This window comes from uncultured Limosilactobacillus sp., from assembly GCF_934202705.1.
Lineage (GTDB): Bacteria > Bacillota > Bacilli > Lactobacillales > Lactobacillaceae > Limosilactobacillus.
In genome coordinates this window covers 43,421-57,209 of record NZ_CAKPYE010000011.1, presented here as the reverse complement: position 1 = coordinate 57,209, position 13,789 = coordinate 43,421, and the positions used below count along the sequence as shown (strand labels likewise).

Genomic DNA, 13,789 nt, shown 5'->3' with positions numbered 1-13,789 from the left:
TTATTAAGGTAATTATTAATTACTTAACAGCGTCCTTTAAAGCCTTCCCTGGTTTGAATGCAGGTACTTTGCTTGCAGGAATTTGGATTTCTTGACCAGTTTGAGGGTTACGACCCTTCCGGGCAGCACGTTGACGTACTTCAAAGTTACCAAAACCAATCAATTGAACCTTTTCACCTTTAGCTAAAGATGCTTGGATTGAGCTAAATACTGCATCAACAGCAGCAGTAGCGTCCTTCTTGGTTAAGCCAGTTGCACTAGCAACATTGCTTACTAATTCAGCCTTGTTTGCCATTTACTTTCACCTCCCACATTAGCGAGACATTCTATCACGCTAAGCGTTGTTAATTTTGAGTGGTCCAAAATTAACGAAATAATAACGCAACAACGTATCATTTCAAAATTAAGATTAGCATAGAGAAACCGCGTTGGCAAGGCGTTTGGACGATAATTTCCGATTATGTTGCGATTATTTAATAAATTCAGTGATTTTATTTCAACATTCACTTCCGTGCACGTTTAATTAGGTGAATCGGCGTTCCGGAAAAATCAAACGCTTCGCGAATTCGGTTTTCTAAATACCGTTCATATGAAAAATGCATCAAATCAGGGTCATTCACAAAAATTACAAACGTCGGCGGTTCAATTGCTACCTGAGTGCCATAGTAGACACGTAGCCGCTTTCCATTAGTACTTGGCGTTGGATTAGCGGCAATTGCATCCATCAAAACATCATTTAAAGTGGATGACTTAATCCGCCGGTGAGCATGATCATAAACCTCTTCGATCAGTTTAGGAATTTTAACTAACCGTTGTTTGGTAATTGCTGATACAAAAATAATTGGTGCATAACTTAGATATTGGAATTCATTGCGAATTAAGGTTGTAAAATCAGTCATGGTGCGATGATCACGGTTTTTGATTAAGTCCCACTTATTAACCACAATAATAATCGCCTTACCAGCTTCATGAGCATAACCAGCAATGTGCTTATCTAGGTCACGGATCCCCTCATCAGCATTCAAAACTACTAACACGACATCACTGTCGTCAATGGCTTTCATTGACCGCATCAAGGCATAACGTTCCGTATTTTCATACAGCTTACCCCTTTTTTTGATTCCAGCAGTATCTACCATGGTAAATTTACGCTGATCAGCCATGAATTGAGTATTAATTGCATCTCGCGTTGTCCCCGCTATATCAGACACAATTACCCGTTGTTGCCCTAGAATTGCATTTACCAATGATGATTTACCCACATTAGGTCGACCAATCAAGCTAAAGCGAATACTATCATCTTTTTGATTATCAGCAGTTTCTGGGAAGTTTTTAATCACTGCATCTAATAAGTCACCCAGTCCAACTCCATGTACACTGGAAACTGGATAAGGTTCGCCAAGACCTAGTGAATAAAAATCATAAATGTCACTGCGTCGCTCCGGGTTATCAACTTTGTTCACTGCTAATACAACTGGCTTGTTTGACCGGTACAATAATTGAGCGACTTTTTCATCAGCATCAGTAATCCCATTTTGAACATCAACTACTAAAACAATTACGTCAGCCTCATCAATCGCTACTTCAGCTTGCTCACGAATCTGGGTAGTTAGTGGCTGATCAGACATATCGATTCCGCCTGTGTCAATTAAATTAAAATTTTTCCCTAACCATTCAGCATGTGTATAAATACGATCACGTGTTACTCCAGGAGTGTCTTCAACGATTGAAATCCGTTCACCAGCAATGCGGTTAAATAAAGTTGACTTACCAACGTTTGGTCGACCAACAATTGCAACAATGGGGTTTGCCAATTTAATCCCTCCTTTACTAAATTGAAAAAAATAAGACTGCGAAGAACTAACTCTTCTCAGCCTTATTAATCTTAAATGAAAAGCTTATTTACCAGCGTTCTTCAGTTCATCACCGATTAAATCACCAAGTGTAAAGCCATTTTCTTCTTCAGGGGCATCCGCCGCGAAGTTATTCCGACGTGGACGACGATTATTACGTTTATTACGCTTGTGATCATCATCACTATCAGCAGGCTTTTCTTCTAATGCTTTAATTGAAAGGCCTAAACGTTGACGTTCAGGATCAACGTTAATGACCTTAACCTTAACCTCTTGACCAGGCTTCAAAACATCAGCTGGCGTAGCAATATGCTTGTGTGAAATTTGTGAAATGTGAACTAACCCTTCTACACCTGGGAAGACTTCCACAAAGGCACCAAAGCTAGTCAAACGCTTAACCGTCCCAGTTAAGACGGTATCAACAGCAGCCTTTTCTTCAATATCATCCCATGGTCCAGGTAAGGTTTGCTTGATTGAAAGTGAAATCCGTTCACGTTCAGGATCAACGTTCAATACCTTAACCTTGACATCTTGGCCAACTTCTAAGACATCAGAAGGCTTGTCAACGTGATCATATGAAATTTCAGATACGTGAACCAATCCGTCAACACCACCAAGGTCAATAAAGGCACCGAAGTTCGTCATCCGAGCAACTTTACCTTCCACAACATCACCAGCAGCCAATTCAGAGAAGATCTTCTTGGCAGCTTCTTCATGTTGCTTCTTTACAATTTCCTTATGTGAAAGGATTAAACGGTTTTCACTTGGTTCAATTTCAATAATCTTAAATTCAAGTTCTTGACCCTTAAATTGGTTCAAGTCTTCAACATAATGATCAGTAATCATTGAAGCTGGGACAAATCCACGAACACCAGCATCTACTACTAAACCACCCTTTACAGATTGGGTAACCTTGGCAGTAATAGTTTCTCCAGCATCAAATTTCTTTTGAATGTCGTCCCATACCTTCATGGCTTCTAAACGCCGATGTGAAAGTAAGTAACTGCCATTTTCCTTGTCAGATCCGATCTTTGAAATAACTACTAAATCAAGGACATCTCCAACCTTAACAACATCATTGATGTCTTCAACTGGCTTTGTAGTAAGTTGGTTTGCTGGAACCACACCTTCTACACCAGCGTCTTCAATGCCAACGATTGCTTGACGATCGTCATCGATTTGCAGTACTTTACCCTTAACAACATCACCAACGTTAACTTGTTTGATGCTGTCGAGCGCTTCTAACATAGCGTTATTGTTTTCATTTTCAGCCATCTAAAAAAATCCTCCTTGCAACAATCAACTCTGGCTACTATTCTACTAGATTTCAAATGATTTTACCAGCATTAACTTTAATTGTTACGCTTTTTTTCAATTATTTCTGAAATTTGGTCCACTACTTGATTAATCGTTAATCGTGTACTGTCAATTTCAATTGCATCCGTTGCTTTTGTCAGTGGAGAAACCGTTCTTGTTGAATCTTTCTGATCACGTAACTCAATTGCTCTTTGGAGTTCTTCAAGAGTACTGGTGGCAATCCCCTTTGCTTTATTTTCTTCAAATCTCCGTCGTGCCCGCTCATGAGCACTTGCCACTAAGAAAATCTTAACAGGCGCATTCGGTAAAACGGTCGTTCCGATATCTCGACCGTCCATTACAATACCGCCACGTTCGGCAATTTTTCGCTGTTCTTTTACCATTTCTGTTCGAACATCTGGGATTGCGGCGACGGCAGAAACATTTTTAGCAACCTCATTTGAACGAATTTCAGTTGTGACTTCCTGGTCATCAATAAAGACGCGTTGTGTTTCTTCTCCTGGTTGAAATGTAATATTAATTTGTTGGGCTAATTTAATAATGTTTTTTGAATCCGTGATTGAAACATTCCGCTTGAGAGCAGCCAATGTTACTGACCGATACATTGCCCCTGTATCACAATAGATATAGCCAAAACGTTTTGCCACCAGCTTTGCAACTGTACTTTTTCCTGCAGAAGCTGGACCATCAATTGCAACTTGAAGTTCCTTTGACATAAATTTCTTGCTCCTTTTCGTTATTTCACTCGCAGACGTTGTCCTGGTTGTAAAGCAGAACTTGGTGAAATGTTATTTAACCGTGCCAGTTCACTAACCGTTAATCCATTATTAGCAGCAACTCGATAAATACCTTGGCCAGCCTGAACTGTTGCGTACTTGCTATCAGTACTATTTGTTGAACTGCTCTCAACGCTAGTACTTTGAGCAGATGATTGATCATCTACACTGACGCTACTGGTAGAAACTGATTTGTGTCTCGCTGGTTTGGAATGGCTGCTACGTGCAACATTCTTCTTTTTACTCGCTGTTTTTTTAGTGTGTCCCTGTGCAACTCGTTCTTCACGAACCGGATGATCAAAAGATTGTTCATGACGAACCCAAAAGAATAGTGGGGCCGCAGCTAAAATAATGATTAATACAATTAGAATTGTTGTAATTCGCGAATTTTGTGAATCCTTTTTACGACGTTTTACACGGGAAAGATTCCCCTTCGAATCTGTCTCTTCATTATCATCAAAGGTTTTATCCCATAACTTTTCATTTTCTGGCCGTTGGTCTTCACGTCTTTCACTCATGGACAGACCCTCCTTAGATTACATATTTAAAATTGTAGCGCATTTTCATATTCAATGTCTACAAATTGGTCAGTGAAATAGTTGATGAATTGCCTGACGCCAATCTTGATCTCCTTGGCCGTTGTTATTTAACCGTACTGATGGCAGATGCAAATCTTCAACTTTCCAGTGAGGATCATCATTAGAACAACACATATGATTGTTAAATTCATCGTTTTCGCCAAAATATTCACTGATTATCCTCCGTAAGCATTGACTACTATTAATATATTTCATCATGATTTGCAATCGTTGACGGTTCAATCGGTTTTGTTCATTAATAATTTTTTGAATTTGTTCAATTGAATAGTGATGGCTAAAATAGAAGGACAATAATTCCTGCTGATCTGCAAGAATTGTGGATGATTGTTTTTGATCGCAAAAATTCTGCAAAACATGTGCTGATGGTAATTCAACTTGGCTCAAAAGCCGCTGCAATTGTTCATCTCCAGGACAATATAATAAAAGCGCTAATGCAGGCTTACCATCGCGACCGGCTCGGCCAAATTCTTGAACATAACTTTCTAAACTACCCGCCAGGTGATAATGAATGACATAACGTAAATCGTTCTTATTGATTCCCATTCCAAATGCACTGGTTGCACAAATTAGATCCAATTGGTTGTTCATGAACTGTTGCTGAATTTGAAAACGTTCAACATTATCCAACCCTGCATGATAGACGCCAACTCGCAATCCACACTTCTGATTAACCATCTTGCTAACCTGGTTAGCGATTTTTTTGCTGGAAAAGTAGATAACACCACTATTACCCAATTGACGAATAATTTGAATTAAATACCTTTGCTTTTCCTGCTCATTTTGCAAACTCTTAACTGCTAAAAAAATATTAGGTCGATCCACCGAACGACGAATCACATTCACCTGATGCTGATGAAAGCCAAGTTTTTGAATAATATCTTGAGCAACATTCTGTGGTGCGGTAGCCGTCAATAGTAATAACCGTTGCGGTTGAAGTTTTACAATCACATCCTTTAACATCAAATATTCAGGACGAAAATTCGGCCCCCATTGGGAAATACAATGAGCTTCGTCGATCACTAACATACTTAGCGAAACCTGTTTTAACTTCTGAAGAACCCTCGGTTTAACCAAGGTTTCAGGAGAAGTGAACAGAAATCGATAATTAGATAATGATCTTAAAATGGTTCGCTGTTCTCGATAATCTAATCGAGAATTCAGCATTGCAACTTTAAAATCACCATGTTGACGAATCCTGTCCACCTGATCCTGCATTAAAGAAATCAATGGTGAAATTACGAGAATTAATCCCTTCGTTAGGTAGGCTGGTAGTTGATAAAGCAAACTTTTCCCTGCTCCTGTTGGTAAGATTGATAAGGTTGGAATGCCTTTTAGTGTACTAACTAAAGTTTCTTCCTGACCGGAACGGAAAGCTTTAAAATGATACTTTGATTGTAAGATGTTATGTAAAGTTGACTCAAATTGCCCCATCGTTTTCTTGAAACTCCTTAATTTGACATAAACGAAAAGTAAAAAAGTCTGTCGCGGGGTCGGATCCAGTTCGTTTAAACCGCCAGGTAGCAACCGGACCATGATAGTGATGACGAATTTGTTGTTCCTGCTTAATTGGTAAAAGTCGTTGCCAGTCAAGCATCCGTGGAACGATAATCGCCGCCTCTAGTAAATGTTCACGAACCGTACTAATTTTTAGTTGTCGTTGGTGGGCAATTTGTTCCATCGTCTGCCCTTGACGAAAGTCTTCCAATGTTTGAAAAGCACTATTACTGATTGGGGCCTTAGCAATTAGGTCTTCCATTAAGCGTCCTAAGTTAGTTTGTGGTTGCATCTTTAATTGACTAGCCACCCCTAACCAGATATCCCAATTCAAAATTCTAACTTCTTCTTCAGATAAATCCAGTTCCTGTTGAGCTTGAATAGTTGTCCAACCGACCGTTTGATAGCCAAGTAGTCGTTTTGCAAAACCAATTGCCAACCGTTTATCCTGCTTTGCCAAATTTTGTCCCAATTCTTGCAATTCGGTTTCAATCATCATTGGATTCGTCAAATGAGTTAACCACTTTCGCACTATTATCATTTCCGTCCCCGAAATATTAAGTGGTACGTAATTGCGATGATGATGCACCAGTTCTGAGGCTGCTTGAACAGCTAATAAGAAGCGATCGGCAAATTTATAAGAATTAATTAACCATGACCACTGACTATTGTGAGGCTGGTAAAGTGTCTGCGCTAACGTTTTTTTCAACTCTTCTCCTTGAGAAGTCAACCACCCGAAATTACTATCTATGTTTAGCAACCCTCGTTGATGTTGATAAACCAGCCACTGATTGAATTCCTGCGAAGTCAAGCGTAAATCACTACCTAACCAATTAAGAAGATGATAATTGAGACCCCAAAATAAATTGGCCTGCGTTCGTTTATTGCGGATAATATTTTCAATTACCCGAAATCGGCGTGGCTCTCCAGTTAACATTAACCATAAATACCGATCCACATCCTCACCATCTTTCCATAAAACAAGGAGGCCGATTCAATTTAGGCCTCCGCATCTATCATCCATTTTGTTACTGTTAGATTTGAGATTTCAACCATATCTGCATGTGGCGCAAGATAATGCTAAAAACTAATCCAACCACAATTCCTTTAATTAAGTTAAATGGCAACACCCCGATTATCATCATTTTATCGATGGGTAACGATGGATGCCAATTAAACATCTTCATATATGCTGGTGTCAACAAATAATAGTTAAATGCTGTCATCACTATTGTCATTACGGCTGTTGACATTACTGTCCCGATTAACAAACGTTTTCCTAAAGACCACGTTCCACGATGAAAGAAATAATTAAACGGTATGATTAATGCAACTGAGGTACACAGGTTAGCAAATAATCCGAGCATTTCAACAGGGGAAAGTCCTCGGGTCAAACCGTGCAATAAGCACTTTAATAATGCAATTAAGATTCCGGTCCATGGTCCATAAATAAAGGTGCCTAATAACACCGGGACGTCAGAAAAGTCTAATTTAAGATAGGAAACTACTGGAATAATCGGAAATTCAATAAACATAAGCAAAAAAGCAACTGCTGCCAAACAGGCAGTCATCGTGAATCGTTTAGTATGTGAATAAGTTTTGTACATAAAAATCAACCTCCATTATTTGAGGCCATCTTCGAGTAATTGTGATAAAAAAATGAGGACAAAGATAATCTGTCCCCATTTTCCCCATCAATAATGACGAGGATAATCTTCTATCTACCAGACTTTACTGTCGGCATCCAGAATTGCACTGGATTCCACCGTTCTCACGGGTTGCGGGCTATACCGCCGGTCGGGAATTACACCCTGCCTTGAAGACAAACCATTAATTTAACTTTTTCACAACCACATTATAAGCCATCTCACTACTTTCGTATAGGCCTAGTGAAGTTTTTTCAATTCTTTAACTTCGTGCGGCTTGAGTTCACGCCACTGACCACCACTGGCCAATCCTTCTAAATTGAGGGGACCATAACTCTCCCGGTGAAGCTTAATCACTGGGTGACCGACCGCTTTTAACATCCGTTTAACCTGATGATAGTGCCCTTCATGGATCGTCAATCGAACTCGCGATGACTGGTGGTTGTCGGCTACTTCTAATAGTTTGCTCTTAGCCTCACGAGTTTTACGACCATCTACAATTACTCCGCGTCGTAGCTGTTGTAAATCGTGGTTGCTAAGGACCCCTTTTACCTTGGCAATGTAAGTCTTTTCAACTTCAAACCGCGGATGCATCAATCGATTGGCAAGCTCACCATCATTAGTTAACAGTAAAATACCGGTAGTATCGTAGTCTAATCGACCAACTGGATAGACTCGTTCTTCCACATCATCATCTTTTAAGATATCAACAACGGTTCGACGTCCTTTATCATCATGAGCAGTTGAAACCACCCCACGAGGCTTATTAAGTAAATAATACTTTAAAGGTTCCCGTTTAATTGGGACCCCATCAACTGTTACTTGGTCGTTTTTAGTAACCTTAACACCAAGCTCAGTCACCACTTGACCATTCACCGCCACATGTCCTACTGTAATTAGCCTTTCTGAAGCCCGTCGCGATGCCACACCGGCCTCTGCCATTACTTTTTGTAGTCGTTCCATTAATTTTATTTTCCTTTCTTTTCCGCTTTTGCTTGTCGTGATTGTAACGCCCGCAGAAAAATATCACTATCCATATCTTCTAACGACATTTGCTCGCTCAACGGCGGGAGATCCTTGATCGACTGCAAGCCAAAGTAGTCCAAAAAAGCATCAGTAGTAATATATTTGAAAGGCCGACCTGGCACATTTAATCGTCCATGTGTTTCAACTAAGCCACGGGCAATTAACTTTTGAATTGATCCTGAACTTTGAACGCCCCGTAATTCGTCAATTTCAATTCGCGTAATTGGCTGACGGTAAGCAATAATTGCCAAGACTTCCAACAATGCTTGCGTTAGTGGTGCAGTCAGCGGCTTTTCAAAATAAGTCTTCATAACTGGTGCTAACGATGCTTTGGTAGCAAGGCGAAATGTTTCCCCGCTTTTCAATAACGTTAATGCGCTATCGTCACTACTTTGATAATGCTTTTGCAGTTCTTCCAGCATTCCAATAATTGCCGGTTTCATAAAACCCGTGATGCTGCTTAAATCCGATAAAGTGATTCCTTCATCACCACTGATAAATAACAGCCCCTCAATTTTCGCTAGATTGTTCATTTCGATATTCCTCATTTCTTGGACCTGGCATTACAATTAAAGGCCCAAACATTACGGATTGATTAATTTGCACCACTTCGTGCCGCGTCAATTCCAGAATGGCCATAAAGGTAGTCACTAAATTATCTCGACTAACGTCATCCTGAAACAAATCAACAAAACGCATTGGCTGTGTAACTTGTTTCACCACCGCTGCAATCCGCTGAGCAACCGTAATCCTTTCTGGACGAACATTTTTAATCTCTGGTTCTTCAAAACGATAACGCTTTAAAATCTTGGCAAAAGCCGATTGTAATTGATTAATTGTCACTCCTGGGGCAACCTTTTCTTGGATCAGCTCAGCCGGAACACTGGCTGCTTCACGTGTATACTCCATTTGCCGCTGCTCTTCGCGGCCTTTTAAATTCTTAGCAGCCTGCTTGTAACGTTGGTATTCAAGAAGTTGTTCAACTAATTCGGCTCGGGGATCGCCCTCCGCTGTTTCGGTCTCTTCCGCTTCTTCCTGAGGGGGGGATGGTAACAACATTTGACTTTTAATTGACATTAAGGTGGCTGCCATCACAAAGTAGTCTCCCGCAATTTCTAACCGATACCGCTCATTTTCGGCTAAATATTTCATATATTGATCCGTAATGTCAGCAATCCTAATATCATAGATATCCATTTTCGATTGACGAATCAGATGAAGAAGTAAGTCTAAGGGACCCTCAAAATCACTTAATTTTAAAGTTGGTTGATATGGTAAATTCGCAAGTTCAGGTTTGACCATTAGATAAATGAGTTCCTCCTCATGATTCAGAATATTGGTTACTATGTCGCCAATTAGTGACTAATGATTGGGTTTTCAAAGTGCCAACAATTTGCTTCTCAGGTGCTTCATTCGCTATCGCTTTCAAAAATAAATACATGTTTCGCCCCGATCGCTCACTCGGTGTGAATGACATTCTCCTTAAAAGGATGTAATCATCGCCATTTTCGATAATTGCTACCCCGCTAAATTGATCAATGTTGGTATTTTTCCATAAAACAATCTGGCGTGGATGTTCATTTCCCCAATTAATTTCATCATCTAATCGATTGTATTCACGTAAATCGGGAATGAAAGATAGGAGGCCCATCACTATCTTTTCATAGTCCCGTCGATAATTTACTAACACTGCAAACTGCCTCCTAAGCCCGTGGATGAGTATTTTTATAAACAGTTAATAACCGTTTTTGTGAAACATGGGTATAAATTTGTGTGGTCGTAATATCACTATGCCCTAATAATTCCTGAACCACCCGTAAGTCAGCACCATTCTCCAACAGATGTGTCGCAAAACTATGGCGCAATGTATGTGGTGTCACATCTTTGTCAATCTGGGCTGCCTGAGTAGTCTTTTTAATTAGTTGCCAAATAGCTTGCCGAGTTAACGGTTTCGCCCGTACATTTAAAAAAACATAATCACATGCTGGTTTATCCGCTAATTGGGGAGTTCGAACGGTCCTAAGGTATCGCATTAGCCAGCTTTTCGCTACTTCACCAATCGGAATGATTCGTTCCTTATCGCCCTTTCCGCGCGGTTGAACAAGGTGAACATCTAAATGTAAGTCATTTAATCGTAGATGAGTTAATTCACTGACTCGCATTCCTGTTGCATACATTACTTCTAAAATTGCTCGATCACGGATTCCCATTGGTTTATTAGTATCGGGAATAGCAAGCATTTGACGAACTTCAGTTTGAGTTAGGACCACTGGTAAGTGGCGTTGACCTTTTGGGATTGTCACTAAGGTCATCGGATCCGTTGCTACCCGATGTTGGCGAAGCAAATATTGATAAAACTGGCGTAAACTGGATACTTGCCGACCAATTGTCGTTCGACTTTGCCCTAAATTAGTAAGGTGCGCCAATAAATTTAACACCGTGTAGCGATCAACTGCATCCCAAGAAACGATATTTTGACTGATAAAATAATCCGCGGCCTTTTTTAAATCGTTTTGATAGCTTTGAATTGTATTATTACTTAGACCACGTTCAACTAATAAAAATTGACTAAAATCTAGCACATCTTGCTTCATTTGGCGTTTAATCATCAGGTTGAACTTCTTTCAGTAAAATAAGCTGACCATTCACTTGACTAACTAACCGCTCACGCAGTAAATGACCGATTGCCCGTTTAAATTGTCCCTTACTCATACCAAAAACTTCTTTAATCGTTGCGGGAGAACTCTTATCAGTATACGGAAGCTGTTTATTAGGTGCGTGTTTTAAGAGTTCATAAATTTGCGCTGCATCGTCATCAATCGCTTCAAAAGCACGTGGTTTTAATGATAAATTCAAACTGCCGTGACTGGAAAGTCCGATCACACGGGCATGAACCCGCTCACCAAGTCGTGGCTCCCGATCACGTTCGGAAGGATGAATAAACCCTAATTGAAAGCTATCAGTTAGAACTAAAGTTCCCGATAATTTAAGGCGGTAGACTGTCACATTGACATTCCAATTCATCATCTTTTTAGAGGGCTTAATGGCCATCGTTTGAAAAATTTGCTCATCAGCTAGTTGTCCCCAGATCCGGTCATGATCATCCACACGTAAAGAAATTAATAACCGATCACCCTTTTGAGGCCATAAGTTTTTCAACGTGGGTAAATCATCTAGCGAAACTACTATGTCTTTATTTGGTAAGCCAATGTCGACAAAAACTCCTAAATCCCGGCGAACACTAACTACCTCACCAAAGTCGTAATGATCAACTTGAACGGTTGGAATATGCTGACAAGTCATCTGTAATTGATGATCTTCGTTTTCATAGACAAATCCTTGCACTGAACCGCCAATATGCAAAACTTGTGGTGACTCCTCCTTTAATAAACGGTACGTTTGTCCATTGCGGGCAGGTTGAACAAAATAGTATTCTTCATTTTCATCAATCATCACCGCACTAACAACTTTCCCCAGGTCTTGGTTCATTTTTTGCTCCTCGCTTAATTGCATAATTTCATAACTATTCTATTTTACATGGATTTTATGTAAAGTAAAAGGGTAACAAAAAAGGTCAAGAAAGATCATTAATCCTTCTTAACCCTTTTGTGATTTAGTTTAAATTACTTAACGGTTTGAATCCGCATCATGTTCGTAGTTCCCTTCTTACCAACTGGTAATCCAGCAATTACGATAATTTGGTCACCTTCATTTGCGAATCCTAACTTCTTTACTTCATCATTAGCAAGCTTGAACATTTCATCGGTATTTGCAGGCTTTTCAACTACGTATGGTTGAACCCCCCAGTTGATCATTAAGCCCTTTTGAACTCGTTCGTCAAATGTTAAAGCTACGATATCAGCATTTGGCCGGTACTTAGAAATCATTCGTGCAGTGTAACCTGAAGCAGTAGCAGCAACAATCGTCTTAATACCAAGATCACGTGCAGCATTGGAAACCGCAGAACCAATCGTTTCAGTTACATCAGACTTATCGAAATTAAAGGTTTCTGTCCCAAATTGATCAAGGTTATTTTCAGCCTTAACATCAATTCTAGCCATCGTTGCAACAGATTCAACTGGGTAATCACCATTAGCACTTTCACCAGAAAGCATCGTTGCATCAGTACCATCAAAGACTGCGTTAGCAACATCTGAAACTTCGGCACGGGTTGGCCGTGGGTTTTCTTGCATTGAGTCAAGCATTTGAGTAGCAGTAATAACTGGCTTCCCTAAAACGTTGCAACGACGAATCATCCGCTTTTGAACCAATGGAACATTTTCAGCAGGGATTTCAACCCCCATGTCACCACGAGGAACCATCAACCCATCAGCAACTTCAATAATTTCTTCAAAGTTGTCAATTCCTTCTTGAGATTCAATCTTAGGGAAGATTTGAACATCTTCCATATCCTTTTCCTTGAGGAGCTCACGAATATCTAAAACATCTTGAGCCTTCCGAACAAAGGAAGCAGAAATATAGTTGATACCATTTTCCAAGCCAAAACGAATGTCGCTAGAGTCCTTTTCAGTAATTCCTGGTAAGTTAATGGAAACACCAGGAGCATTTACACCCTTCCGGGAGCCAAGAACACCGTGGTTAAGAACCTTACATACTAATTCTTTATTAGCTTCATCTTTCTTTTCAACAACCATGTCAATCAAACCGTCATCGAACAGAACATGGCCGCCTTCGTGAACATCATCATAAAGACCTTCGTAAGTAACCGCGATCTTATCGTGAGTACCTTCAATACTATCATCCATTGAAATTCGTACTTCATCACCAATGTTGTATTCGATCTTGCCATCCTTTTGAACAGTAGTCCGAATTTCAGCACCCTTGGTATCAAGCATGATCCCAACTTTTTTACCAGTGATTTCTTCAGCCTTGTGAACGTTGTTTAAACGACCAAGGTGTTCAGGATGATCACCATGTGAAAAGTTAAAACGGAAAATATTTGCTCCCGCATTGATTAACTTAACAATCGTATCTACGTCCGTACTTGCCGGACCCAAGGTACTAACAATCTTGGTTTTCTTCATAACAGAATTCTCTCCTTTTGCAATACTACCCCA

The 13,789-nt window shown here is 40.0% G+C and carries 15 protein-coding genes and 1 riboswitch; all 15 genes read right to left on the bottom strand.

Features of this window, described 5'->3' with window-relative positions; translation table 11 throughout:
- Positions 1 to 19 precede the first annotated feature (19 nt).
- Positions 20 to 295, bottom strand: coding sequence for an HU family DNA-binding protein (locus Q0C76_RS07665; protein WP_006915942.1), 276 nt, complete (start codon positions 293 to 295; stop codon positions 20 to 22).
- A gap of 208 nt (positions 296 to 503) precedes the next feature.
- Positions 504 to 1,814: a ribosome biogenesis GTPase Der gene (der, locus tag Q0C76_RS07660; RefSeq protein WP_295731618.1), complete on the bottom strand. Its 1,311-nt coding sequence runs from the start codon at positions 1,812 to 1,814 to the stop codon at positions 504 to 506.
- A gap of 84 nt (positions 1,815 to 1,898) precedes the next feature.
- Positions 1,899 to 3,128: a 30S ribosomal protein S1 gene (rpsA, locus tag Q0C76_RS07655; protein WP_295731616.1), complete on the bottom strand. Its 1,230-nt coding sequence runs from the start codon at positions 3,126 to 3,128 to the stop codon at positions 1,899 to 1,901.
- Positions 3,129 to 3,205: 77 nt separating this feature from the next.
- Positions 3,206 to 3,886, bottom strand: a complete 681-nt coding sequence (gene cmk / locus Q0C76_RS07650; protein ID WP_295731614.1) for a (d)CMP kinase — start codon at positions 3,884 to 3,886, stop codon at positions 3,206 to 3,208.
- A 20-nt stretch (positions 3,887 to 3,906) separates the two neighbouring features.
- Complete coding sequence (locus Q0C76_RS07645; RefSeq protein ID WP_295731612.1) at positions 3,907 to 4,464, bottom strand: SAG1386/EF1546 family surface-associated protein; 558 nt, start codon at positions 4,462 to 4,464, stop codon at positions 3,907 to 3,909.
- A 69-nt stretch (positions 4,465 to 4,533) separates the two neighbouring features.
- The gene (locus tag Q0C76_RS07640) at positions 4,534 to 5,976 is read right to left on the bottom strand and encodes an ATP-dependent DNA helicase RecQ (RefSeq protein WP_295731611.1); all 1,443 of its coding nucleotides are present in this window, start codon (positions 5,974 to 5,976) and stop codon (positions 4,534 to 4,536) included.
- The gene (locus Q0C76_RS07635) at positions 5,963 to 6,997 is read right to left on the bottom strand and encodes a helix-turn-helix domain-containing protein (protein WP_295731610.1); all 1,035 of its coding nucleotides are present in this window, start codon (positions 6,995 to 6,997) and stop codon (positions 5,963 to 5,965) included. Before Q0C76_RS07635 ends, Q0C76_RS07640 begins: the two co-directional genes overlap by 14 nt.
- Before the next feature lie 76 nt (positions 6,998 to 7,073).
- The gene (locus Q0C76_RS07630; protein ID WP_295731609.1) at positions 7,074 to 7,646 is read right to left on the bottom strand and encodes an ECF transporter S component; all 573 of its coding nucleotides are present in this window, start codon (positions 7,644 to 7,646) and stop codon (positions 7,074 to 7,076) included.
- 101 nt (positions 7,647 to 7,747) lie between these two features.
- Positions 7,748 to 7,867, bottom strand: a riboswitch (FMN riboswitch).
- A gap of 58 nt (positions 7,868 to 7,925) precedes the next feature.
- Positions 7,926 to 8,648 carry a pseudouridine synthase gene (locus tag Q0C76_RS07625; protein WP_295731607.1) on the bottom strand — a complete coding sequence of 241 codons (723 nt, stop codon included), beginning with the start codon at positions 8,646 to 8,648 and terminating at the stop codon, positions 7,926 to 7,928.
- 5 nt (positions 8,649 to 8,653) lie between these two features.
- Entirely contained in the window at positions 8,654 to 9,244 is a 591-nt protein-coding gene (scpB, locus tag Q0C76_RS07620) for an SMC-Scp complex subunit ScpB (protein WP_295731605.1), read from the bottom strand.
- Entirely contained in the window at positions 9,222 to 10,013 is a 792-nt protein-coding gene (locus Q0C76_RS07615; protein ID WP_295731604.1) for a ScpA family protein, read from the bottom strand. The genes scpB and Q0C76_RS07615 overlap by 23 nt, the downstream gene beginning before the upstream one ends.
- Before the next feature lie 19 nt (positions 10,014 to 10,032).
- Positions 10,033 to 10,401 (bottom strand): reductase, encoded by a 369-nt coding sequence (locus tag Q0C76_RS07610; RefSeq protein ID WP_295731602.1) that lies wholly within the window; start codon positions 10,399 to 10,401, stop codon positions 10,033 to 10,035.
- Between the two features lie 13 nt (positions 10,402 to 10,414).
- Positions 10,415 to 11,305: a site-specific tyrosine recombinase XerD gene (gene xerD / locus Q0C76_RS07605; protein WP_295731699.1), complete on the bottom strand. Its 891-nt coding sequence runs from the start codon at positions 11,303 to 11,305 to the stop codon at positions 10,415 to 10,417.
- A gap of 7 nt (positions 11,306 to 11,312) precedes the next feature.
- Positions 11,313 to 12,200, bottom strand: coding sequence for a S1 RNA-binding domain-containing protein (locus Q0C76_RS07600; protein ID WP_295731601.1), 888 nt, complete (start codon positions 12,198 to 12,200; stop codon positions 11,313 to 11,315).
- Between the two features lie 134 nt (positions 12,201 to 12,334).
- Complete coding sequence (pyk, locus tag Q0C76_RS07595) at positions 12,335 to 13,756, bottom strand: pyruvate kinase (RefSeq protein WP_295731599.1); 1,422 nt, start codon at positions 13,754 to 13,756, stop codon at positions 12,335 to 12,337.
- Positions 13,757 to 13,789 lie beyond the last annotated feature (33 nt).

Bases quoted from the DNA above. Each gene is read 5' to 3' on its own strand.
- Q0C76_RS07615 (WP_295731604.1), bottom strand. From the start codon at position 10,013: ATGGTCAAACCTGAACTTGCGAATTTACCATATCAACCAACTTTAAAA.
- Q0C76_RS07640 (WP_295731611.1), bottom strand. From the start codon at position 5,976: ATGGGGCAATTTGAGTCAACTTTACATAACATCTTACAATCAAAGTAT.
- Q0C76_RS07630 (WP_295731609.1), bottom strand. From the start codon at position 7,646: ATGTACAAAACTTATTCACATACTAAACGATTCACGATGACTGCCTGT.
- Q0C76_RS07600 (WP_295731601.1), bottom strand. From the start codon at position 12,200: ATGAACCAAGACCTGGGGAAAGTTGTTAGTGCGGTGATGATTGATGAA.
- pyk (WP_295731599.1), bottom strand. From the start codon at position 13,756: ATGAAGAAAACCAAGATTGTTAGTACCTTGGGTCCGGCAAGTACGGAC.
- xerD (WP_295731699.1), bottom strand. From the start codon at position 11,305: ATGAAGCAAGATGTGCTAGATTTTAGTCAATTTTTATTAGTTGAACGT.
- Q0C76_RS07625 (WP_295731607.1), bottom strand. From the start codon at position 8,648: ATGGAACGACTACAAAAAGTAATGGCAGAGGCCGGTGTGGCATCGCGA.
- Q0C76_RS07665 (WP_006915942.1), bottom strand. From the start codon at position 295: ATGGCAAACAAGGCTGAATTAGTAAGCAATGTTGCTAGTGCAACTGGC.
- scpB (WP_295731605.1), bottom strand. From the start codon at position 9,244: ATGAACAATCTAGCGAAAATTGAGGGGCTGTTATTTATCAGTGGTGAT.
- rpsA (WP_295731616.1), bottom strand. From the start codon at position 3,128: ATGGCTGAAAATGAAAACAATAACGCTATGTTAGAAGCGCTCGACAGC.
- cmk (WP_295731614.1), bottom strand. From the start codon at position 3,886: ATGTCAAAGGAACTTCAAGTTGCAATTGATGGTCCAGCTTCTGCAGGA.
- Q0C76_RS07645 (WP_295731612.1), bottom strand. From the start codon at position 4,464: ATGAGTGAAAGACGTGAAGACCAACGGCCAGAAAATGAAAAGTTATGG.